The organism is Nitrosococcus oceani ATCC 19707 (genome assembly GCF_000012805.1).
Lineage (GTDB): Bacteria > Pseudomonadota > Gammaproteobacteria > Nitrosococcales > Nitrosococcaceae > Nitrosococcus > Nitrosococcus oceani.
In genome coordinates this window covers 1,495,794-1,517,438 of sequence record NC_007484.1, presented here as the reverse complement: position 1 = coordinate 1,517,438, position 21,645 = coordinate 1,495,794, and the positions used below count along the sequence as shown (strand labels likewise).

Here is a 21,645-nt window from a genome sequence, read left to right as displayed (position 1 = left end):
AAGTTACTCCTTCATCTTGTTGCTGATTGTTCTCTCCTTATCGGCAGTATAGAGTTGCTCAATAAGTGCTTCAGTCTCGGCACTACAGGCGTCAAGCAGAGTTAAAGCTGTTTCTACCGTGTGAGAGACAGATAGCCGCCTTAAGATCTGCGCCATGACGATGACGCGAACATCATTTCGACTAAGCCGCCGTCCTCCCTCCCGCAACCGGCGAATCTGCTCAGCAGCGATAGGCATGGCTGTTTCCCATAAATCGCCGTTCCAGCAGTGCCTCTGAAGCTGTGACCGCTTACGGCAGACGATGATAATATCCAGATTGATCGGCTCCTTGGCTTGATGCTTCGGCATGGCGACTGACATTTCAGCCTTCATGGGATGAGCAGCCGTGATCCCAAACCCAGCAGCCATAAGAGCGTGTAGGACGGAACGCCAACCCTCCGGGCGGGAATGGTGGTAGGTGAACGCCAATATGCCGTCATCCTTAAGGATACGATGTACTTCAATCCATACTGCGGTGAGACGATCAGTAAAGGCATTCACTTCAGCGCTCTGAACTTCATTCCTTGAGCGAGTGGTATAGTCTTGCCGATACCCATTAGAACCAAGAATGTGGCGCTGCCAGACGTGGAAGAAATCAGCAAGCTGGGAGTAATGAACATTGTCGAAGAAAGGGGGATCAGTAAGGACAGCATCAACAGAGTGCTCGGGCAGGTCGGTCGCGCTTGAATCGGCACAGGAAAGATAAACACGCTTCCCTGCGGCAAAGGAAGAAAAGCTATCGGCAATCGAAAAACCGATCTTTTCGGAGAGTCCGAACACCTTCTCGCTAATCCTCTTCCCGCTCCTATTGGAAAGGCGAAGCTCGAACGGGTTTTCGGCATAATCAAGCGACCGCTTGATCCGCCCCTCGAATAGGGTTGAGAAAGAACCCGAACTTTTAGGCGTGCCCCAGAGGTTTGCCTCCAAGGGAGTACGCTCCGGCTTTAGAATATGATGGGCAAACATATGCCGGACTGCGCCCGTACCCTCACCTTTATAGGACGCAAACATATTATTAAACTCAAGTGCGCCTGATAGTAAGCATGTAAATAGGTTGCAGAGAATGGTATCGGGTATCTGACGAATGCGGTCGGCGAGAATAGACAAGCCCAGCAACTGCCGTACATTAAACATTTCATGCCAGTAGCGGTAATTGTACCCAAGCGCTTGGTTCGTGTTGTAACCGGGCTCAATCGGGACAATCGGATAGGCATTCTTAAACTTATTTAGAGTCTCTTTTGTCTGTGCATAAAGTGCCCGATCTTCATCCGTAGCTGGCAGGTAGGCCTTTGCTCCATCAGGCATGAGAACAAGCTTGGCATAAAGTCGGTGAGCTGGCGGCCGATCAGTCGCCCGAATCGTCTTGGCAATTAAGAAGGCGTGAGCACAGGCGGGACACGTGGCTTTCTGCCTACTAGCAGGCCCAATCTGCGGATTAAACGCCCTATTGCACGTATGACAATATGCTTTTTGTGCATCGTTGCGGACAGCGTTGATTGCCCCGCAAGTGGGACACACAGCCTGCGCTCTCGGGAATTTCTTGGGATAGGCATGCCGTGCAAAAATGTATGATGAAAAGAGATCAACAGATTCAGCGCAGGCTGGACAGTCAACTATTTTGACCCAAAAGTAATAAAGAACATCAACCACTGTCCCATCAGGGAGGGTTGCCTGGTAGAGTGGGCGCACTTTACTTACCACATCACGTTCTATATCCCGGAAAGTGGCAAGGATTGCCGGGCGATCATGAATGGAAAGAGCATTCTTAACGAGAAAGTAGGCCACGGGATTAATGTCCCGACCGATGCCCCGCGCTCCAAGCTTGAGCGCTTCGCCGATGGTCGTACCGCTGCCCATAAAGGGATCAAAAACAATAGCGTCCTTTATGCGTACTGGCTTATAAAAAAGGTCAATGATATTAGAGCCTTTCGGTACAAGTGCACCGATAGTCATTGCTCGAAATACTGTTCCTAATCGCTGCGCCCACCATTTATGAATATGAGATAAGGGCCGATTGATTTCCTTCCGCCAACTCTCACGCTCGGCAATATCACTGAGCATTTCAAATGGAAATTTATCGTCCTCTAGACCACGAGGGCCTGGTATCACCGATATATCTATTGTGTCCGGCCTATCTTCTTCAAGCATTGAAGGATTGACAGCGAGCTTACGAGATATCCGGGTTTTCTGGCTTACTACTTTCATTATGTTTTGCGTTTAGACTAATCCCAAATCGTACAAGGGTGAGTTTGTGGCACTAACCTGCCTTGATGCTATGCCATTAGATTAGGTGGTGCCATCACAAGCTAAGTTGCGCTATGAATAGGCGCATTTTGATTTTATTTGATGAAAAAAGTAAGCCATGGACACCGCCCATTGCCACCGTGGAATCTCAGAGGATGGATGCAAAGTGCACAAAATATGCCGGCTAGAGTGGTGGTTACGTAACGTCTCCTCTAGCAGCAAGCTGATGGTAAGAATATTGGAGTTTGCGGCTAAGTCTCGTTCGCTTGTTCCCGACCTGTCTGCGTGCATCGCACAGGCAGGCAGCCTCACTCGCCTTGCTGCCATTCGCGTTTCGCGGGCGTCCTTTGGCGGTCATGCGACCACCTCCAGTGGGTATACGCCTCCACTCGCGAACCTTGAGCGCCATGACATCGATCACCGTGCCACATGCCGAGCACGTTTTACTGGTGGGCGCCCACCTATCCACTTGCACCAACGCCCGGCCATACCACTTAGCCTTGTATGCCAATTGGCGTTTAAGTTCGTGCATGCCCACATCGCCCAATGCCTTGGCTAGCCGTCTATTGGCCATCATGCCCCTGACGTTCAAATCTTCCATGGCGATGAAACCAGCCTGGCGAATCAGTACCGTGCTGAGCTTATGCAGCCAATCCTGACGGGTATTGCTCACCCTGGCGTGGGCCTTGGCGACCCGTATCCGCTGACGGTGCCAGCGATGACTACCCTTGCGCTTGCGGGATAATCCACGCTGAATTTTCCTGAGGTGCCGTGGGTTGCCTGACTTCCAGCCCTCGGAAGTCACGACAATATCCTTCACGCCGAGATCCACGCCGATACCGTTTGGCTTTCGCGGCAGCGGCTGGATCGTCTCTTCGCACATGAAGGAGATAAAATAACGACCCGCACCGTCCTGGGTGACCGTCACCATCTTGGGGACGCCCTGGGGCCTGCGGGACCCCTTGAGCTTGAGCGCCCCGAGCTTGGGCAGAACGAGCTTACCCTCTATCCACGCTTTCATCTTGCCCCTGCGGCGATGATCGAAGCAGTAGCGGATACTTTGGGTATGGGCTCTTTTTTTGAACTTGGGATATTTGGCCCGACCCGCAAAGAAGTTCCTGAAGGCCCTGTCCTGGTCGCGGAGCTTTTGCATGAGGCCATCGCGGGTCGCTTCGCCCAGCCACGCGTAAGCCCCTAGCTTTTTTAGAAACGTGAGCTGGCGGCTAAAATCAACGCCAGTCACGCGCTTATCGTGCACCCGGTATTGACGGCCCCGCCAGGTCAGACAGGTATTCCACACCCAGCGGGCATGGCCAAACTCAAGGGCAAGTTGCTGGCGCTGGATGCTGGTGGGGTAGAAGCGAAACTTGTAGCTTCGCTGTATTTTGCTAGAATCCGGCTCGGTCATGGCCTCAATACTTTTCCTATTGGGTCGGTGGCAAGTGGTTGAGGGGTGTTTCCAGGCACCGCTCAACCGCGCCCAGTATACCGCGAATTTTGCCCGCCTGTGCGTCGCACGCAGACAGGCCCGCCGCCAACATCACTTTATGCGGCCCTCGCGCTCGGCGCGCCGTTTCACTTCGCACGCCCGCTGGGGGGGCGTCATACATCCCTGTATTCCTTCAGCGCAAATCGCTTGCTGCTAGATCGTAGCTATGATAACAAAGGCTATTATTGCACCAGCAAAAGCGCAAGATATGACATCAGTATGATTTCGCCGCAAAAAAATTGGAAAAGACAAAACCAGCATATAGACCAGTGCTTGCTCAGTGACACCACCTTATTGAAAGCGCCTTTCTGTATACTAAGGAAGGGCGCAGCGTCGCCTACCCACTATACCCGAAATATCGCTTCGTTCTTGCTTATCCAAACCCGTTATATCTTCAGCTAGGTCAATATCCCATGGCAACAACAGCTAATCGAATCACAGCTCTATTTCCACTGCTGGCGCTCATGGGGGCTGGAGTGGCCTACCAATATCCTGAACCCTGGGTAGTTCTCAAACCGGCTATCGTACCCCTGTTAGGTGTGATCATGTTTGGCATGGGAATAACTCTTAAAGCCAATGATTTCGTCCTAATTCTCAAACAGCCCCAAGCTGTTGCGACGGGCGCCCTGTTACAGTTTTTATTGATGCCTTTCATCGCCTGGATAGTAAGCCACCTTTTTAGCTTACCGGCATATCTTACCGTCGGCATGATTCTGCTGGGATGCAGCCCAGGAGGCACCGCCTCCAATGTGGTGTGTTATCTAGCCCGGGGTGATGTGGCCCTCTCCATCACCCTAACGGCTGCTTCCACGCTTCTATCGGTTCTTGCCACTCCTTTTCTCACCTGGCTTTATGTGGGGCAGCAAGTCCCAGTGCCAGTAGCTGATATGCTGCAAAGTATTTTGATAATCGTGCTGCTTCCTGTCACCTTGGGAGTTATCATCAATACTTTTTTCGGCCAACGGCTAGGCAAGCTCACCGATGTTTTTCCTGTCATTTCGGTCTTTGCCATTGTGCTCATCGTGGCGATTATCGTGGCCATTAACCAGGATAAACTGACCCTCATTGCTCCAACAATCGCCCTCTGCATCCTGTTACATAATGGATTGGGCCTGGCAAGCGGTTATGGATTAGCCCAGACCCTAGGTTTTAGTCAACGCCAATCCCGCACCGTAGCCATTGAGGTAGGCATGCAGAACTCAGGTCTAGCGGTGGCCCTGGCCTTAAAATACTTTACCGCCCAGGCCGCCCTTCCCGGAGCTTTATTTAGTATCTGGCACAATCTCTCCGGGTCCCTGCTGGCTTACTACTGGTCACACCGTTCCCAAGACTCCCCAGGGGAACGATTAAAAGCCGACGCTCATCCAGTCTGGAAAAAGGCTTCCACCTCTTTAATATCCTGGCTTTGGGCTATGCTTGGCAGGCTCTTCAGGAACAAACGACCATAGGATTTACTGCGAAGGCGGGGATCACAGAGCATCAATACGCCTCGATCATGCACATCGCGAATCAGCCGTCCCACGCCTTGCTTAAGCTGAATGACAGCATTGGGAAGTTGATAGTCCATAAAAGGGTTACCGCCCTGACGACGGATGGCCTCAATTCTGGCTTGCAGCAGCGGTTCACCTGGGGAAGCAAAAGGCAGTTTATCAATAATGACACAGGACAAAGCCTCGCCGCGGACATCCACGCCCTCCCAAAAGCTACTCGTACCTAACAATACACCATTACCCAAAGCGCGGAAGCGGCGCAACAACTCACTGCGCGGTGCGCTACCTTGGACTAATAAAGGAAAAGCTATTCGATCCTTGAGCAAGCTATAGGCTTCCTTCAGCGCCCGATGACTGGTAAACAGCAAAAAGGCGCGGCCGCGGCTAGCTTCAAGCACCGGCAGGGATTCTTCGATCACTGCCTGGGTATAACCGGAATCATGAGGTTCAGGAAGCCCAACAGGCTGATACAAAAGGGCTTGCCGCTGGAAATCAAAGGGACTTTCCCAACGATAGCTGGCAGGCATTTCTAAACCTAGCTGATGATTGAAATGATCAAAGTGCTCCCCTACCGCCATGGTGGCCGAAGTGAATATCCAAGCACCCGGCCGACATTCCATGTAAGCCTGAAAGTTTTCACTGATTTCCAAGGGACTCGCGCTTAAAATAAAGGATCGACTGTAGGCTTCGAACCAATAAACAAAATCTTCGCTTGCCTCTTCAGCAAACATCGCAAGCTGCTCCCGCAAACTCCCGCAGCGCTTAAAACAATGTTCCAAACCCTTGCCCCGCACCGCCGCCGGCTCAAGTTCTACTTCCAAATCCGCCAAGGCCCTACTTAGTTGCTCTAGCGCTAGGGCTACTGGCGGCATATCCGCAACCTTCCGCCAAGCCAAGCGGCGCTCTCCGAGACCCAAGGCCAAGCGGAAATCGGCTACCGTCTTCTCCAGCCACTGGCAAGCATCACGGATAGCTAACATATCAGGGGCGTCATTGCGTTGCTCCGCTCCACTGTCACGGGCCAACTCTAGCAATTGGCGACCACTTACACGGCGCCCAAAAAAGCGGGAGGCGGTTTCAGGAAGCTGATGAGCCTCATCCAAAATATACGCCTTGGCTGGCGGCAGCAGATCGCCATGACCTTCCTCCTGTAGCGCCATATCCGATAATAACAAGTGATGATTAATCACCAGGATATCGGCTTCCTGGGCCTGGCGCCGGGCCGCCATCAAATGACATTTCGAGAAGGAGGGACATCCTTGCCCAAAACAGTTATCCGCTGTGGAAGTAATTCGGGGCCACACGGGGGAATCATCAGCGACTCCACCCAATTCGCTAATATCGCCAGTGGAAGTCTGGCGCGCCCACAGTTGCGCCTTTACCAGATCCCCAGCCAAACGGCCATGACTCGCTTCCCCTTCCTGGGTAAACAAATGTAAACGATGGAGGCAAAGATAATTACTCCGCCCTTTAAGCAGGGCCACCCGGGAGGAAATACCCAAGGCATTTTTCACCAAGGGTAAATCCCGATGGTAAAGCTGATCCTGGAGATGCTTAGTCCCCGTGGAAATGATAACTTTGATCCCTGACAATAATGCTGGTACCAAATAAGCGTAGGTTTTGCCCGTGCCTGTACCCGCTTCAGTCACTAAAGTTTGTTTTCCTTCTAAAGCCTTAGCAACCACTTCCGCCATCTCCTGTTGCGGGCGGCGCGGGGTAAATCCTTCAATTTGGCGGGCTAAAGGACCGTCTTCGCCTAGAAGCTCAGCCGCAGAAAATAAAGCGTATTCCATGGGCACGTTATCAGAGATCACTGTACACTATTTGTTAAAATTGCCGCTAAGATACTATCGTTGTAGCCTAACACTACCATATAGACAACCCATTGAACCAAGCCATGCAGAGACAAGTAGGCGCCGTCATCATAGGCGATGAATTGCTTAGCGGGAAACGGCGCGATAAACACTTTCCCCATCTCATCGAAGCCTTGGACAAGCGGGGGCTAGAGCTGGCTTGGTGTCAGTTTATCGGCGATGATGCCGGAATAATTACCCGCACCCTGCACCATACCCTTCGCTCGGGGGCTATCGTTTTTTGCTTTGGCGGAATCGGCGCAACCCCAGATGACCGCACCCGGCAATGTGCCGCGGAAGCTGCTGGCACCACCCTCTTTCCCCACCCCGATGCCATCAAGGAAGTGGAGGCTCAGTATGGAGAGCGGGCCTACCCTTACCGCATCCGAATGGCTCACCTTCCCCAAGGAAGCCAAATTATTCCCAACCCCCTCAACCGAGTCCCGGGTTTTTCCCTTCATTCCCACCATTTTTTGCCGGGGTTCCCGGAAATGGCCTGGCCCATGACAGAATGGGTGCTAGAGACTTATTATTCAGATTTACGCGATTTAGCCCCTAAGGCGGAACAAATCATCCGCGTGATTGGGGTAGGTGAAAGTGATCTGCTCCCGCTTATGGAACAGATCGTCTCCCGTTACTCCCACTTGCGTTTTTCCTGCCTTCCCCATCTTGGCAAGCACCAACCTATTCTTGAGCTTGGGTTACGGGGAAATCACTCAGAAGTTATGCTAGCGATGAACGAATTGAAGGAAGGGTTAGCGCAACTGAATATACGCTGGCATTCTAAGTGAGGAATTGATACCAAAGAGGCAACGTCACTAGGCTCAGCGCCGTAGAGAAAGTGACAGCCGCCGCATAAAGGGAAGTGTTCAGATGAAAACGATCGCAGAGCACTATCCCCAATACCATACTCGGCATGGCCGCCTCCAATATTACTGCGGTCCGCTGAAAAGAATCGAAAGCAAAAAAATGACTAATAAACATAGCCCAGAGGGGCATTAAGCATAACTGAATTATGAGCACCGGAAACAGGAGGGGTAAATGCCGCCACTGGTTACGAGGCCACTCTAACCCCATCCCTAGGGACAAAAGCATCAAAGGCACTACGCTGGAAGCCATCATATTTAAAAAGCCATGGAGTCCCGCCGGCTCTGGCACACCGCCAAGGTTAAGGCTCACCCCCATGGCGGCTGCCCATAAGGGTGGCGTTTTAAGTAACTCAAGCAGGTGATTGGCGGATCCGCCATCCCTGCCATGAATACGGGCGATATGTATACCCAGGGTAAGCACCAGGGGAGTACAAGCAAATAAATCATACTGGATAGCCACCGCTTTTGCCCAATCACCGAACGTACTTTGCAATACCGGAAGCCCCAAGTAAGTGACGTTTGGAAATCCTGCCGCTAGTAGCAAGGCGCCCTGGGTGGAACGGCAAGAGGCAGCTAGAAGACGATAAGCTCCCCAGGCCAGAGCAAGGGCTATGAATACGCCGCTCGCGGCCACCACGGCAATACCCCCTGCCGCCCCTCCCAAATCCGCTAACCACAGGACATCGAGCACCAGGGCAGGGAGAAATAAATAATAGACTAACTCAGTGAGTACTTCACGCGTATTTTTAGGGCTGAGGTGTTGTTGAGAAAAATAGCGCCACGCGATACCACAGACAATGGATGCCGTCATTTGCAGCAAAACTTCAACCATGTACCGCTCCGTCGCCATCAAGCAGATAAGTTCTGGCTATCGAATTGCGATACAGCTCACTTAAACTCCCAGCAATATAGCCGAAACTAGGATAAATAGACCCACTCACCCTTGGAGACTCCCCAATGGAATTTAAGGATTACCTAAAAATACTTGTTGCCCACGATGGCTCAGATATTTATCTGAGCGCTGGAGCCCCCCCCTGCGCCAAATTCCACGGTTTGCTGAAACCTCTCGAAAAAACGAGATTATCTTCCAGCGATATAAAGAAAATCGCCTACGACATCATGAGCGAAGAACAAACAGCCGAGTTTGAACAAAAACCGGAAATGAACTTGGCTCTTTCCGAATCCGGCATTGGACGCTTTCGGGTCAATATTTTCAAACAGCGCAGTGCAATTTCCATGGTCATTAGGAATATCAAAACTACTATCCCTAACGTAGATAACCTCGGCCTGCCTCCTATATTAAAAAACGTTGTGATGGATAAGCATGGCCTCATTTTATTTGTAGGGGCAACCGGTTCTGGTAAATCGACCTCTCTTGCCGCCCTCATTGATCATCGCAATAATAGCAGCGCGGGTCATATCATCACGATTGAAGACCCTATCGAGTATATACACCAGCATAAAAGATCCATCGTCAATCAGCGCGAAGTAGGCGTCGACACGGAGTCTTACGGAGATGCGCTTAAAAATACCCTACGCCAGGCACCGGATGTCATTCTTATTGGAGAAGTTCGCGACCGGAATACTATGGAACATGCCATCGCTTTTGCGGAAACAGGTCACTTATGCCTTTCTACCCTTCATGCTAACAATGCTAACCAGGCGCTTGACCGAATTATCAACTTCTTCCCGGAAGAGCGGCGCCCACAGCTACTCTTGGATCTCTCTTTAAACCTGCGCGCTTTTATTTCCCAGCGTCTGGTTCCCACCATTGACGGTAAGCGCACTGCGGCTATTGAGATTTTATTGGGGACGCCTCTGGTGCGCGACCTCATCCACCGGGGTGAAATCCACGCTATTAAAGACGTCATGGAAAAATCGGAGAATCTCGGTATGCAAACCTTCGATAGCGCCCTTTATAAATTATATGCGACGGGCCTTATCAGTGTCGAAGAGGCGCTGCGCAACGCCGATTCCCCTAATAATCTCCGCCTCAAAATTAACTTATCAAAAAAAGCAATGGGATCGACAACCGCTTCCTCCGCAACGGAAAAAATATCCCTGGATGAGAAACCTAACAAGGATGAATTGGGAGGGCTATCCTTCAGCCTGGTGGAGGAAGAAGACTAAATTTCCCAGGGCCTAGGTTTCCAGTCTTTTTATGCTATTCTACCCAGTTTCATACGCTAGCTTTGGAGGAAGATAGGGATAGGCGCGCACCTACTAGCGAGGGTCCGCTTAACTTGATAAATTCGCGTTTGGTGCAGACACCTAGTCAACCTCCGTTAAAGAAAATTCAGCCCCTCATTATAAAGTGCCGGGAACGGTAAAAAAAACCCGAGGGTCAACAGCCTAGTTACCGTTGAGGGCTGTATAAGGCATAAATCCTCCAAGCTGATAAAGCGAAGGGAGAATTGGGTTCATCCGTGATGATGGCACCAAAAGGATTTTAGTCAACTATTAATTGTCCGATAAACTCTAACAGCTAGCGAGTATCGTTGATAGATTCAGAAAACCCTAATAAGTATTCCTGCTCCGAAGGAAATATCATGGCAGAATTCAAGCAAAAATTCCTAACTTATTTACTTTGTCTCGTATTTTTTAGTAGCGCGGCTAGCTTTGCTAACGCTGCTGATACCTCTATGGAAGGCTACAACCAATCACGCTCCCCATTCCCCTATACCCGGATTGAAGACGAGCCACGTTACTTTCGAATGATTGGGGATCTGCTTATCGCTCGCCCATTATTGCTGGTAGCCACAGGGCTAGGCACGGGAATATTCCTGGCGAGTCTGCCATTTAGCGCCCTGGGAGGCAATGTTAAGGAGGCTGCGGACACCCTGGTTGTTGGCCCTGCCCGACAAACATTTACGCGTTGCCTAGGGTGCCGCATATCCGCTTTTGGATTAAGTGGCCATGCCCATACTCCTGAAACTTCAATAAAAGAAAGTCCTTCTCCCTCGCCCACGGAAAAAAACATACCTTCACAAGAGATTACCCCTATTGACTAGGCAGAAAAGAATTAAAAAATCAAAACGCCAAGGTTACCTAATTCTAGGCTAGGCATACGAAACTTGAATAATAGAATTTAATTGTTTTGTTATATGACATGAACAGCTCATCGCCAGTCACCCCCGGGGAGGTTCGCTCGAAACTGCTCGAATATATCGCGACCCAGAACAAGCAGGACCCTTATAGCTCAAATATGCAAGCTGGCTCGGCCCTAAGATGGGTAACGGATCAGTTGAAATTGTCCCGCGACATTAAGCAGCAGCGACTGTTGCTGACTGAGTGGCACGAGTTGTTTCGTACAGGGATTCTGGCTTGGGGGCATGACCTTTCGAACCCAAGCCCACCTTTCTGCCATGTCACAGATCGTGGTGCTCGCGCATTGGAAAACCTCCAGCGCGACCCGTCAAACCCAGCAGCATATATCGCTCATTTGGAGGCGGGCGCTGACCTGGGTGACATAGCAAAATCCTACGTTGTCGAAGCCCTTGACTGTTACACCACTGGTTCGTACAAGGCCGCTGCTGTGATGATTGGGGCCGCGTCGGAACGTCTGGTGCTGAACTTACGAGACTCAATTGCGGCTGCAATTTCAAGAGGCGGAAATTCCGCTCCCAACAATCTGAACAGCTGGCAGATAAAGAAGGTGTCCGATTCTATCAAGGCGCAATTAGACCAAGCCAAGAAGAAAATGCCCAGAGAACTCGCCGACGATTATGAAGCCTATTGGTCAGCGTTTACCTCACAGATTCGTGTGGCCCGAAATGAAGCAGGCCACCCCAAGAGTATTGATCCACTTACGCCAGATGCTGTTCATGCGGCGTTCTTGGTGTTCCCCGAGGCCGCGCGCTTAGCAACCGAATTTACTGATTGGGCGCAGAAAAATGTCATATAACTCAGGCGATAACATGTAATAATAGTGCAGCGCTAAACCACAATATAAAAATGCTTTGGTTGTCATTCAAGTATTCGTTTTGTTAATCAGCAGGTGGAGAAAGCCGAGCTTGGGAACCATTTAAAACGGAGGACTAATCCTTAACAGACCAATCCACCAGATGGTCTTCCAAGTCTCCCGCTTGGGATTCCGGAATCGCTACGCCTCGTACTGAAATACCTGCCTGATGTACCGTCTCTGGATCACCGGAAACCAGAGGGTGCCAAGGAAACAGCTCTTTACCCTCGTTGATTAAACGATAGGCACAGGTTGATGGCAACCACTTCAAAGCTTCTGTTAACTCCTCCCGCAAGCTTAAGCAATCTGGCACTTTCCGGACACGATTTTGATAATCTGTGCAGCGGCAATAATGCAGATCCAGGAGTCGGCAAGCCACACTGGTATAAAAAACTTCTCCAGTTTCTTCGTCTTCTAGCTTGTGCAGACAACACTTACCACAGCCATCACATAGGGCTTCCCATTCCTCTGAAGACATGGCTTGCAAGGGCTTATGTTTCCAGAATTCAGGCTCAGTCATCCTCTTTTCTCATTTAGAATTTGCGGCTAAATCTCATCTACTTGCTCCAAGCAGGCACGTGTTCGATTTGCTACAATTTGCATTTCCCTGATTTTTTTTGCAAAAATGGCCTAATGCAGACTTTGCTGACCGTCAACGATCCTCTAGCATTAATCAAGCTAGGAACAAATATTTTTTGGGCGTGCAATTTCTCTTTCTAAACACCCTGCCCCAATCTCTTGGCTTTTGACTCAGAACCGCAGCACTAGCTTCCTTCAGCCATTGATTAAGTCCTCAACCTTTTAAGAAATGTTAACTTCCAGTTAGCTTCAACAATTTATTATTTTAATTTTATCTCAAATTCCAATTCTTCATCCTTACCCATAAAAGCCCCACGGCGCACCTTAACGAGAACTTCCTCACCGGGTTTTTTATCCCACATTACTTCCTTTACATCCGACATATCAGAAACAAGGCGCCCATTCAAAGAAAGGAGCTCGTCCTTTTCCTCAATTCCAGCAGTTTTGGCCGCGCTGATCTCGGAAAAAGCATTGACTTCAAGCTTTCCGCTAGATTGCTTGAGCATAACCCCTAAAAAGCCGGCCTTTGGCAGTTCTTTTTTCTCAGAGAGTAATAAATAATCCGCTATGTCTGGCTCAACAAGCCCCTCCCAATCGTTCAACACAATAGCCACGCTAGCCGTCGTATCAAGACGCCGATTAAGGCGCTCTGGAATACCTACGCCATAAGCCAAATGGCCATTGCCGGCCAGAACAATCATATGGGAATCAGAGTGATCCTTAAGATAGCGGCTAGCGCTCTCCGCCATTGCCTCATCCCATACTAATTGAGCCTCATAAAAAGTCTCGAACTTTCCAAAATGCTGAGGATGGTTTTCGAACACCTCTTGCAATCGCTCGCGGTAGGCCACACTGGAACGGTCAATTTCGGAGGGAAGTTGAGCTCTTTCCTTCTCAGAAAGCCCCTCCAAACCCTCCCGGCCCACTTTCTGTATAAGTTCGGTAGGCACATTGAGGGCTAATATAGGAATACTATTTTTCCGGGCAAATTCAAGTATCGGTGCATACAGCCGGAAGTCGTAGCGCCAACGATCATAATATTCCGTTTTTTTTAAAAATTCTTCTACGGTGAGTTGATCCGCGACAAATTGCTCCAGATACTGCTGAAACGGTTGTTGAAAAAATTCAACGCCGATCACTAATTTTGGGTGTATCCCGTGAAGGCCACGAATTATGGCAAGCTGATTCAAATGGTGATCAAAACGGGGATGCTGTTCCCCAACAAAGATAACCTGGTGGCGCGCTAACTTAGGAATAATTGCCTCCAAATCTAGCAACTGCCTCAAATTAACCGCCTTGGTGGAGGCATCCATTTCAAGGGCCTGTTGCGCTTCCAGCTCGTTAGCCTTTCCATGTGCTTGTCCACTTACAACGGTTGCCGCCGTCAAAGGCCGCACCCATACAGAGAAGAAAACGATAAACAATAATAGAAGGAAAAAGGGGGTGATTACTCGATTTTGCATCTATAAGAAGTCCAAATTAGTAGGTTCGCTCATTTAATATCATCGGGTAGGACACGGGCTTCCGTGGAAAGTTTATAAGGATGCCCTGTCGATGTGGTCATCTCTACTTCAAACAGATAGGCGCGATATCCCTGTTCTGGAATAACCACTTTGGCTATTGCGTGCCTGCTGCCTGGCAGGATTTTCAGACTGCGGCTCGACCAATGTTCATCACGAAAATCTCGATCCTCTGATGTGGCCGTCCAAAGTCGAATTGCCCGAACCGATTGCCCGCTCGTTACCTTAACACTTGGCTCTCCCGCGTCGCTAGCTGGTAACTCCCATTCTAATTGGGGCAGATCCTGACCATCAGCAATCATTTGAAAAAATGCGGCCAAGGTCTGCATCGCTTGTTTACCGCCGTTCAGATCGTGCCCTGCGTTAGGCGTCTGAAAAATTAACTTAGGCGCCGGCAACTCGTTCCAATAGTGCCGCAGCGAGTCCACCACCCAATAAGGGTCATTCGTGCCTAAGAGCAAAAGTTTAGGCATCGTATAGTGCTGTCGGTATTCATAGGGATCTATCCAACTACGCAGTTTTGCCACGGCCGGATCATCTTGATTTTGATGAAGGCTAAGCTCCGTATAATCGTTAATTTTTTCGCTTTGCCTGCCATACGCTTTTTCAGCCCAATGCAGTTGCTGCTCCATATTCAGCATATCAATGACCATCGGAGCCAACCCTTTTATCCGCGAATCTACCGCACCGGTTAGCCAAGTGGTCCAGCCTCGCTTGGAGGCCCCCGCCACTACAAAGCCCTCAATTTTCTGCTGAAATGCCCGCTCCAGGAATGCCTGAAGGGTATCCATACCCCGAACCGCACTCTTCACCATGGGAAACAGCAATGGCCACGTTTCATCGCCAGTTTTTAAAAACTGAGCCAAAGTAAAGGCAATCAAGGCATCCTCCTTGAGGCCATTATAGAGCGGCTGATTGGGAACTTGAGTGATAACGGCGGCCACCGCGCCTGCGCGCTGGGCGAGCATTTTCAACCGCTCAATATACTTCTCCCCGTCTCCCTCACCCGCGATCAAAAGTAAACCGATTTCTGGATTCCGGACTTCCTTGGGCTGAGCTATAATGAGACGATGACTCCAAAATTGATTGCGCCAATGCTGGGACACTAATTCCAGATAAGCCATAGTTCCCCAGTGCTCTTCTTTCTGCTCCGTCAGTTTCCAATTGTAATGAGGATCAGGCTTGCGAACATAATCTTCAAGCGCGCCCGCAAAAGCCGGCTTAGTGATAAAAAAGAGCGCTATAATCAAAAAAACCGCTCTCGAAGATCGACCAAAAAAAGGAGATAGCATTGTTTTCAGACCTTCAAAATTCAAATTATTCGCAGGGCACTTCCCGTGCTATACCAAGAGATTGATGATTTCTTGGCACAATGTAAAATCATTAACTACTCACCCAAATCAGCCAGCGGCAAACGTACCCGTACTAACAATCCACCTCCAGGATTTTCATCCAAGGTTAGCTCTCCGCCATAGGCGTCCACCATGTCACTGACAATCCCTAGTCCTAGCCCTTGGCCAGGTACTTGCTGATCCAGACGTTGACCCCGCGCCAACACTGCCTGCCGCTGTGACGGTGCAATCCCCGGACCATCATCCACCACGGTAATAAGTAGCGCGGTAGATTGTCGTTGCAACGATAGGGCAACGGTGCGATGGGTCCATTTACAGGCATTGTCCAGCAGATTGCCGAGAATTTCTAGCATATCCTCCCGTTCCAGGGGCAATGCTGGCGGCAACACCCCCTCGATCGCCAGATTTAGATCACGATCATGTGCCCGTTGCAGAGTACGCAGCAATAGGGGGACATCTTCAACAGGTGTAAAACGGTTGGTGGGGGTTGTGCTGGCAGCAATACGGGCCCGCCCCAAGGCTCGCTTGATGCCAGCTTCCATTTGCGAGAGTTGCTCATTGAAGCTGCCTGCAAGAACAGGAGAAAGAGCAAGCAATTGTGTACGGGACTGATTTTTCATGACTGCCAGTGGGGTTTTCAACCCATGGCTTAGATCTCCCAGGGCATGGCGAGAGCGGCGTAGTTGCCGTTCAATATCGCCCTGGAGTCGGTTCACTTCTTCTACCAGGGGTTTAAGTTCGCGCGCCACGTTTTTATCCAGCGTAGCGCGCTGGCCTTTACGGAATTGTTGCAATTGCTGGCGCACTTGGAGAAGCGGGCGAAGCCCGCGCCGGATGAGTCCCTGCTGAACGGCCGCCAGTACCGCGAGGAGCGCTATCCAAGCTACCAGAGCGCCTGTTTTAAGGCGGCTGAAATCCTGCAATTGCGGCGCATAATCCTGGGCTACCACCACAATAACGGGCTGACTCGCCATTTGATAATGGGCGCGATAGCGCAATAGTTTTTGATCCTGGGGACCATCTACCAAGGTAGCACTAAGCCCCTCCTGCTCTGGTTCCTCAAACTGAGTATCCCATAAGGAGCGGGAGCGCCAACGCGCTTGTGGGGTAATAATCAGAAAATAGCGACCAGATAAGGGCCGCTGGTAGACTTGATCAAGGGCTTGGCGGTCTAGGCGCAGGCCGTTGCCCCCCCGGGCTAATGCCGCCAGCACGCTGACGGTTTCTTCTCGCAGGCTAGCGGCGAGGGTGGCGCGTTGGCGCTGATCCAGCCACCAGATAGCAGTTTGTCCCGCCAGCACACCCGGCACCAGCAAACTGATAAATAAACTAACGCCTAATTGGCGGCCGATAGAGCTCATTTCTTGAAGCGGTAGCCTTGGTTCCGACGGGTTTCAATCACTGGGTCACCCAGTTTGCGGCGTAGCCGGCTAATATGCACCTCCAATACATTGCTGTCCCGCTCGCTTTCACCATCATAGAGATGTTCGCTCAGCTCCATCCGACTAAGCACCTTGCCCGGGTGCAGCATAAAGCAACGCAATAAGCGAAATTCCCCCCGGGTCAGTTCGTATTCCTGATCCCCCTGCCAAACACTCTGTCGGTCTTCATCCAGGGCCAGCCCCCCGGCTTCCAGCCGCGGGCTATTGACCGTGCCATGGCTGCGCCGCAACACTGCTTGCACCCGCAATAGCAACTCGTCCGGGTGGAATGGCTTGCTCAGATAATCGTCGGCACCAGCGCGCAAGCCTTCCAGACGCTCTGCCCAGGCATCCCGGGCAGTGAGAATCAGCACCGGCAGAGTTACCCCCTCAGCACGCCAGTGCTGCAGCACCTGAAGACCATCCAGGCCCGGCAGGCCCAGATCCAGAACGACCATATCATAAGATTCATCGTGAACCGCCAGTAATGCATCCCGACCATCCACCCGCCAATCCACCGCGTAGCCATAGCCCTTAAACAAAGGCAAAAGTTCATCGGCCAGGGCCACATTGTCTTCCACCAGCAGCAGGCGCATTAGTCCTCTATCTCGTCCTCGATGAATTGACCATTGTTGGCGTTGATTTCAATTTCATGGACCACGCCGGCGGGAGTGAGTATTTCCAGTTCATAGACATAGAGGCCGTCTTCCCGCTCCAGCTCCGATTCCAGCAATTGAGCGCCAGGGTAAGCCTTGAGCGCCCGCGCCAGGATCTGCTCAAAGGGAAGGATAGTACCCGTTTGCCGCAAGCGGAGCGCTTCCTCATGGCCCAAGTCCCGTGCTTTTAGCGTGCCCGACATACCCAAGGCAAGGGTGAGGATAACCAGAAGGACCGTCCAGGGGCGCTTAGTCGTCTTGCTGATCACGGATAATCTTACCATTGGTTGGGTCTAGCTCCACTTCCCATTGAATACCTTGGGCGTCCCGCAATTCTACTTTGTTAAGTATAGTGGCCATATTCCGATTCCAGTTTGCTAGTTTCCATAGTGGCATTGGTATGCTTGGCAAGCGCAAATCTGTTAAGCTGTTCAAAGGGTTGAATTTTATCTTCTTTCACCAATTCTACCGCTTGGTTCGGATCAACGCTAATAGTATCGGTATACCCTATCATCGTGCCAGCCAGGCTTAAAATACTTGCAATTAATGACAATTGTTCTATGTTCATGGGCGCTCCTTAGGGGCTGTTGCTGCGTATTGAGTATCCAACTGTACGATTCTAAATGAACGGGGCTTGCAAAGAGCCGGGGGGTATTTCCAGGTGAAAGGGGCGGCCTTCTAGCCGCCCCATGGGTCATTAATCATCCTTATCATCACGAAGAATTTTACCGCTTACCGCATCGAGTTCTACCTTCCACTCAACGCCCTGGGTATCCCGCAGTTCTACTTCATACACATAGCCGCCGCGCTCTTTCTCCAGCTCGGTCTCTTCTACGGTGGCGCCGGGATGTTTAGCAAGGGCAGCTTCGTTGAGTTTTTCAAAGGACTGAATTTTACCCTCCTGCATCAACTTAATTGCCTGGTCTGGACCGATATCATCGGCATGGGCTATCCCTGTACCCGCCAAACCTAGAATGCTCATGATTAACATCAATTTTCTTGCGTTCATTGAACCCTCCTTAAGGGGTGTTGCTGAGTATCGAGTGATCACTTTACGATCCGTGCCTGAATTATTTATGAATAAGGATTGATACTTAGAATGTAAAAATGAGCCGTGCCGCTAGGTGGGCAAAATTACGGTTTAGTACGCGCTGCATGCCGGCGCCAAATTGCAGCGCGGTGTGTTTAGTAAATTTTAAATGCGCCTGGGGAATGATTAAAACTTGATCAGGGCGATTGGATTTATATTTCCAATTGATCTCCAATCCCATTGTTAATCGAGGCGATAGGGTGTAGAAGAGATTGCTATTGAATAAACCCTCAAAATGTCCTTTTGAGCTAAGATCGGTACGGCGCAATCCCACCATGTTAAGCGTGCTCCAACGTTTATTAAACCGATATCCGAATAAATAAAGTGCATTGTTTTGATATTGGTTTTGATCAGGGAAATACTCCCCAGAATACTGCCAACCATGGATAAATTGACTGCTCTGCGGGTAATTAAAAGTGCCCTGCAATGAAATTTTATAGGCTGCAATAGAAGTACCTTCCTCGGAGGTATTGTCTATCGGTAGCTCAAATTCAATGCCGTAGCCATCGGCAAAGGTATACTCTACCTCTGGATTTGCTTCTGTCCGATCATGAGCAAAGTCATATTGCAGCAGGGTATTCGCTTCCAATTCTCCTTTCAGCGCCCCAAGAGGGCGGACCAAATCAAATACCATGGGTTCGGGGATATGGGGATAGGAATTGGACGGAACGTCCTCTGCTGAGTTGCTGATAGCTGGCATAGCTAGCGAGAAAATAGCTAAAATAACAGCAGATTTTCGAACCTTATATCTTTTTTTTGTAAACACTGATATCCCCTTAATCCGCATTGGGCGGTTTTATCCCGGTTAGAAATATTTTGGGCTATACCAACGTAATAGATTGATCTGAAAATAAGATTAACCGCAGGATTTTTTGGGAGAATCGTTAACGATAGGGGAATGAGATGGGAGAGCAATCCGGGAAAAATATAAACCGCCCTCAGATAGATAAAACCCAGGAGAAATATGAAGAAGTTTTGAATTTTATTAATAAATGGCTCAAAAAGGGTAACTTGCATCGTTTGGTTATCCGCAAGCCTAGCGGCCATGTTTTTATGGAGATTCCGCTGACGGTCGGGGTCGCGATCGGTGGGATATTGCTATTTTTTACCCCGATGTTGTTGGCACTAAGTGCGCTGGTGGCCTTGTTTAAACAAATAAAAATTGAGATTGTGAGAACTGATGATGGCGGTTAACTTGGTACCGGCGGAACAGAAAAGTGGCGTTTGCTGAATTACCGCGTTACTCGCTTTTAGCGTGCGCAGCAAATGCTGCTAGATGCCCTGCTGGAGCGGGATTGCGTTCATTTTGCTAGAACTCATTAGAGGATTACTATGGCTAATATTCAGGTTTTTCCTACTCCGGCGGCCCTTTATCACAGTGCGGCGGAGTATTGGGTGAGAACGGCTAAAAGAGCCATTGAAAGGGCGGGAACCTTCCATATCGCCTTGGCCGGGGGGAGCACGCCGAGAGCCTTATATCAATTATTAGCAACGGAGCCTTATGCCGGCCAAATAGACTGGCGCCGGATTCATGTCTACTTTGGGGACGAACGCTATGTGCCCAGAGATCACCCGGATAGTAATTACCGTATGGCCCGAGAGGCCTTGCTCGATTCGGTAGCCATTCCTCCGGAACAGATTTTAAGAATACAGACCGAGTTTCCGGAACCCGAGCTGGCGGCAGACGACTATGCGCAAGTGCTACAGTCTCATTTGCCGGAGGGGGAAATTTTTGATCTGATATTATTGGGGTTAGGCGCAGACGGCCATACCGCCTCTTTGTTTCCCGAGACCCCCATATTGACAGTCCGTGATCGTTTGGCAGCGGCAGTTTATGTAAAAAAATTAAAGGCTTGGCGTATTAGTATAACCTACCCCGCCGTTGAAAAAGCTCGCCAGATCCTGTTTCTTGTCACTGGCGCTGATAAGGCGGCGGTCGTTACCCACGTCTTATCCCCCTCAGCGGACAAGACTTTGCCGGTGCAGCATTTGCAGGCTCAAGGTGAGGTTAGCTGGTATTTGGATGCGGAGGCAGCCCGCAAGTGGGAGGTAACAAAATGAAAGTATTGGCTGCGGATATTGGAGGAACCAAAACCTTACTTCAGATCGCTGACTGGGGGGAAAACACTCCGCAGGTTCTTGCGGAACAGCGTTATCTCAGCGGTGATTATTCAAGCTTTGATGATCTCCTGCGAACATTTTTGACAGAGACGAGCAGTACAGGAAACGGCCTTAGGGGTGCTTGTTTTGCTGTAGCAGGCGTCGTGACGCAAGGCGTGGCGACGGCCACTAATCTCCCCTGGCGGCTGGATGCAACACATTTGGAGGCAACATTCGAGCTGCCTCAAGTGGTTTTAATCAATGATTTCACGGCCATCGGCTATGGCATTGAAGGTCTAACGCCAGACGATTTCGCAATACTCCAGTCAGGCAAGCCGGAAGCCGCCGCTCCCCAGGCGGTTATTGGCGCTGGGACCGGGCTTGGACAGGCATTGCTCGTATGGCAGGAGCAAACGGGTCACTACCAGGTTTTACCTACTGAAGGAGGTCATGTAGACTTTGCCCCTCAGGGAAAACTCCAGATTGCATTGCTGACTTATCTTTCTCGTCAGTTAGACCATGTTTCCTACGAACGGGTATTATCAGGCGGCGGCTTAGTCACGCTCTACCATTTTTTGAAGGAAACCAGCGGCATGGCTGAAAGCCCGGCCTTGAAAAAGGCGTTGAGCGAGGGCGATCAGGCAGCGGCCATCAGCCGCTCTGCTCTGGAGCATGGAGACCCGTTAGCAGGACAAGCGTTGGATCTGCTGGTCCAGATCTATGGCGCGCAAGCGGGCAATTTAGCCCTAGCTTGTTTACCGCGGGGAGGACTTTTCGTTGCTGGCGGCATCGCGCCCAAGATCCTCGAACGCCTGCAGGCGGGCGGATTTATGGAGGCTTTCCTAAGTAAAGGACGACTCTCTGAGCTTATGCAACAAATCCCTGTCAAGGTCATATTGGAGTCCAAGGTTGGCCTGCTGGGAGCCTCGCGATTAGCAATGAGATTAGCTTATGAGCAATTATAGAATTGTTGATGCTTTAG

Annotated in this window: 22 protein-coding genes; 8 read left to right on the top strand and 14 right to left on the bottom strand. The window is 50.4% G+C overall.

The window, feature by feature from the left end:
* Positions 1-3 precede the first annotated feature (3 nt).
* The 3 genes from NOC_RS07420 to NOC_RS07410 form a co-directional block, all read right to left on the bottom strand.
* Positions 4-2,244 (bottom strand): DNA methyltransferase, encoded by a 2,241-nt coding sequence (locus tag NOC_RS07420; protein WP_002809443.1) that lies wholly within the window; start codon positions 2,242-2,244, stop codon positions 4-6.
* Positions 2,245-2,479: 235 nt separating this feature from the next.
* Positions 2,480-3,691, bottom strand: coding sequence for an RNA-guided endonuclease InsQ/TnpB family protein (locus NOC_RS07415; protein ID WP_002808549.1), 1,212 nt, complete (start codon positions 3,689-3,691; stop codon positions 2,480-2,482).
* Between the two features lie 16 nt (positions 3,692-3,707).
* Entirely contained in the window at positions 3,708-3,893 is a 186-nt protein-coding gene (locus NOC_RS07410) for a hypothetical protein (RefSeq protein WP_036497301.1), read from the bottom strand.
* 292 nt (positions 3,894-4,185) lie between these two features.
* Here NOC_RS07410 and NOC_RS07405 point away from each other — a divergent pair, with 292 nt between their 5' ends.
* The gene (locus NOC_RS07405; RefSeq protein ID WP_011330636.1) at positions 4,186-5,220 is read left to right on the top strand and encodes a bile acid:sodium symporter family protein; all 1,035 of its coding nucleotides are present in this window, start codon (positions 4,186-4,188) and stop codon (positions 5,218-5,220) included.
* Here NOC_RS07405 and NOC_RS07400 read toward each other — a convergent pair.
* Positions 5,133-7,055, bottom strand: coding sequence for an ATP-dependent DNA helicase (locus NOC_RS07400; RefSeq protein WP_002810216.1), 1,923 nt, complete (start codon positions 7,053-7,055; stop codon positions 5,133-5,135). The genes NOC_RS07405 and NOC_RS07400 overlap by 88 nt on opposite strands.
* A gap of 104 nt (positions 7,056-7,159) precedes the next feature.
* On the opposite strand from NOC_RS07400, the gene NOC_RS07395 reads away from it, so the two are divergent.
* On the top strand, positions 7,160-7,906 hold the full coding sequence (locus tag NOC_RS07395) for a competence/damage-inducible protein A (protein ID WP_002811494.1): 747 nt from the start codon (positions 7,160-7,162) through the stop codon (positions 7,904-7,906).
* On the opposite strand, the gene NOC_RS07390 is transcribed toward NOC_RS07395, so the two are convergent.
* A complete protein-coding gene (locus NOC_RS07390) occupies positions 7,899-8,816 on the bottom strand; it encodes an AEC family transporter (RefSeq protein WP_002810593.1) in 918 nt (305 codons plus the stop codon). The two genes, NOC_RS07395 and NOC_RS07390, sit on opposite strands and share 8 nt — an antisense overlap.
* Positions 8,817-8,941: 125 nt before the next feature.
* Here NOC_RS07390 and NOC_RS07385 point away from each other — a divergent pair, with 125 nt between their 5' ends.
* From NOC_RS07385 to NOC_RS07375, 3 genes are all read left to right on the top strand, one after another.
* Positions 8,942-10,114 carry a PilT/PilU family type 4a pilus ATPase gene (locus NOC_RS07385; RefSeq protein WP_002811372.1) on the top strand — a complete coding sequence of 391 codons (1,173 nt, stop codon included), beginning with the start codon at positions 8,942-8,944 and terminating at the stop codon, positions 10,112-10,114.
* A gap of 419 nt (positions 10,115-10,533) precedes the next feature.
* Positions 10,534-10,995 (top strand): hypothetical protein, encoded by a 462-nt coding sequence (locus NOC_RS07380; protein WP_002808853.1) that lies wholly within the window; start codon positions 10,534-10,536, stop codon positions 10,993-10,995.
* 98 nt (positions 10,996-11,093) lie between these two features.
* Complete coding sequence (locus NOC_RS07375) at positions 11,094-11,888, top strand: hypothetical protein (protein ID WP_002811172.1); 795 nt, start codon at positions 11,094-11,096, stop codon at positions 11,886-11,888.
* Positions 11,889-12,021: 133 nt separating this feature from the next.
* Here NOC_RS07375 and NOC_RS07370 read toward each other — a convergent pair whose 3' ends face one another.
* From NOC_RS07370 to NOC_RS07330, 9 genes are all read right to left on the bottom strand, one after another.
* Complete coding sequence (locus NOC_RS07370) at positions 12,022-12,465, bottom strand: YcgN family cysteine cluster protein (RefSeq protein WP_002808880.1); 444 nt, start codon at positions 12,463-12,465, stop codon at positions 12,022-12,024.
* Between the two features lie 319 nt (positions 12,466-12,784).
* On the bottom strand, positions 12,785-13,987 hold the full coding sequence (locus tag NOC_RS07365) for a ChaN family lipoprotein (protein ID WP_002808544.1): 1,203 nt from the start codon (positions 13,985-13,987) through the stop codon (positions 12,785-12,787).
* Between the two features lie 29 nt (positions 13,988-14,016).
* Complete coding sequence (locus NOC_RS07360; protein WP_244860110.1) at positions 14,017-15,294, bottom strand: PhoPQ-activated pathogenicity-related family protein; 1,278 nt, start codon at positions 15,292-15,294, stop codon at positions 14,017-14,019.
* Between the two features lie 137 nt (positions 15,295-15,431).
* Positions 15,432-16,757, bottom strand: coding sequence for a sensor histidine kinase (locus NOC_RS07355; protein WP_002809457.1), 1,326 nt, complete (start codon positions 16,755-16,757; stop codon positions 15,432-15,434).
* Positions 16,754-17,413, bottom strand: a complete 660-nt coding sequence (locus NOC_RS07350) for a response regulator transcription factor (RefSeq protein ID WP_002809549.1) — start codon at positions 17,411-17,413, stop codon at positions 16,754-16,756. The genes NOC_RS07355 and NOC_RS07350 overlap by 4 nt, the downstream gene beginning before the upstream one ends.
* Positions 17,413-17,757 carry a PepSY domain-containing protein gene (locus tag NOC_RS07345; RefSeq protein ID WP_011330634.1) on the bottom strand — a complete coding sequence of 115 codons (345 nt, stop codon included), beginning with the start codon at positions 17,755-17,757 and terminating at the stop codon, positions 17,413-17,415. The genes NOC_RS07350 and NOC_RS07345 overlap by 1 nt, the downstream gene beginning before the upstream one ends.
* 59 nt (positions 17,758-17,816) lie before the next feature.
* Positions 17,817-18,041 (bottom strand): hypothetical protein, encoded by a 225-nt coding sequence (locus NOC_RS07340; protein ID WP_002808562.1) that lies wholly within the window; start codon positions 18,039-18,041, stop codon positions 17,817-17,819.
* 129 nt (positions 18,042-18,170) lie between these two features.
* Positions 18,171-18,482, bottom strand: a complete 312-nt coding sequence (locus tag NOC_RS07335) for a PepSY domain-containing protein (RefSeq protein ID WP_011330633.1) — start codon at positions 18,480-18,482, stop codon at positions 18,171-18,173.
* 85 nt (positions 18,483-18,567) lie between these two features.
* The gene (locus NOC_RS07330) at positions 18,568-19,329 is read right to left on the bottom strand and encodes a hypothetical protein (RefSeq protein WP_244860108.1); all 762 of its coding nucleotides are present in this window, start codon (positions 19,327-19,329) and stop codon (positions 18,568-18,570) included.
* Positions 19,330-19,466: 137 nt separating this feature from the next.
* Here NOC_RS07330 and NOC_RS07325 point away from each other — a divergent pair, with 137 nt between their 5' ends.
* From NOC_RS07325 to NOC_RS07315, 3 genes are all read left to right on the top strand, one after another.
* The gene (locus NOC_RS07325; RefSeq protein ID WP_002810088.1) at positions 19,467-19,757 is read left to right on the top strand and encodes a DUF4342 domain-containing protein; all 291 of its coding nucleotides are present in this window, start codon (positions 19,467-19,469) and stop codon (positions 19,755-19,757) included.
* Between the two features lie 138 nt (positions 19,758-19,895).
* On the top strand, positions 19,896-20,624 hold the full coding sequence (pgl, locus tag NOC_RS07320) for a 6-phosphogluconolactonase (protein ID WP_002810050.1): 729 nt from the start codon (positions 19,896-19,898) through the stop codon (positions 20,622-20,624).
* On the top strand, positions 20,621-21,628 hold the full coding sequence (locus tag NOC_RS07315) for a glucokinase (RefSeq protein WP_002810888.1): 1,008 nt from the start codon (positions 20,621-20,623) through the stop codon (positions 21,626-21,628). Before pgl ends, NOC_RS07315 begins: the two co-directional genes overlap by 4 nt.
* Positions 21,629-21,645: the final 17 nt, after the last annotated feature.

Excerpts from the sequence above, each read along its gene's own strand:
- NOC_RS07420 (WP_002809443.1), bottom strand. The coding sequence starts at position 2,244 with ATGAAAGTAGTAAGCCAGAAAACCCGGATATCTCGTAAGCTCGCTGTC.
- NOC_RS07415 (WP_002808549.1), bottom strand. The coding sequence starts at position 3,691 with ATGACCGAGCCGGATTCTAGCAAAATACAGCGAAGCTACAAGTTTCGC.
- NOC_RS07410 (WP_036497301.1), bottom strand. The coding sequence starts at position 3,893 with ATGTATGACGCCCCCCCAGCGGGCGTGCGAAGTGAAACGGCGCGCCGA.
- NOC_RS07405 (WP_011330636.1), top strand. The coding sequence starts at position 4,186 with ATGGCAACAACAGCTAATCGAATCACAGCTCTATTTCCACTGCTGGCG.
- NOC_RS07400 (WP_002810216.1), bottom strand. The coding sequence starts at position 7,055 with ATGGAATACGCTTTATTTTCTGCGGCTGAGCTTCTAGGCGAAGACGGT.
- NOC_RS07395 (WP_002811494.1), top strand. The coding sequence starts at position 7,160 with ATGCAGAGACAAGTAGGCGCCGTCATCATAGGCGATGAATTGCTTAGC.
- NOC_RS07390 (WP_002810593.1), bottom strand. The coding sequence starts at position 8,816 with ATGGTTGAAGTTTTGCTGCAAATGACGGCATCCATTGTCTGTGGTATC.
- NOC_RS07385 (WP_002811372.1), top strand. The coding sequence starts at position 8,942 with ATGGAATTTAAGGATTACCTAAAAATACTTGTTGCCCACGATGGCTCA.
- NOC_RS07380 (WP_002808853.1), top strand. The coding sequence starts at position 10,534 with ATGGCAGAATTCAAGCAAAAATTCCTAACTTATTTACTTTGTCTCGTA.
- NOC_RS07375 (WP_002811172.1), top strand. The coding sequence starts at position 11,094 with ATGAACAGCTCATCGCCAGTCACCCCCGGGGAGGTTCGCTCGAAACTG.
- NOC_RS07370 (WP_002808880.1), bottom strand. The coding sequence starts at position 12,465 with ATGACTGAGCCTGAATTCTGGAAACATAAGCCCTTGCAAGCCATGTCT.
- NOC_RS07365 (WP_002808544.1), bottom strand. The coding sequence starts at position 13,987 with ATGCAAAATCGAGTAATCACCCCCTTTTTCCTTCTATTATTGTTTATC.
- NOC_RS07355 (WP_002809457.1), bottom strand. The coding sequence starts at position 16,757 with ATGAGCTCTATCGGCCGCCAATTAGGCGTTAGTTTATTTATCAGTTTG.
- NOC_RS07350 (WP_002809549.1), bottom strand. The coding sequence starts at position 17,413 with ATGCGCCTGCTGCTGGTGGAAGACAATGTGGCCCTGGCCGATGAACTT.
- NOC_RS07345 (WP_011330634.1), bottom strand. The coding sequence starts at position 17,757 with ATGGTAAGATTATCCGTGATCAGCAAGACGACTAAGCGCCCCTGGACG.
- NOC_RS07340 (WP_002808562.1), bottom strand. The coding sequence starts at position 18,041 with ATGAACATAGAACAATTGTCATTAATTGCAAGTATTTTAAGCCTGGCT.
- NOC_RS07335 (WP_011330633.1), bottom strand. The coding sequence starts at position 18,482 with ATGAACGCAAGAAAATTGATGTTAATCATGAGCATTCTAGGTTTGGCG.
- NOC_RS07325 (WP_002810088.1), top strand. The coding sequence starts at position 19,467 with ATGGGAGAGCAATCCGGGAAAAATATAAACCGCCCTCAGATAGATAAA.
- pgl (WP_002810050.1), top strand. The coding sequence starts at position 19,896 with ATGGCTAATATTCAGGTTTTTCCTACTCCGGCGGCCCTTTATCACAGT.
- NOC_RS07315 (WP_002810888.1), top strand. The coding sequence starts at position 20,621 with ATGAAAGTATTGGCTGCGGATATTGGAGGAACCAAAACCTTACTTCAG.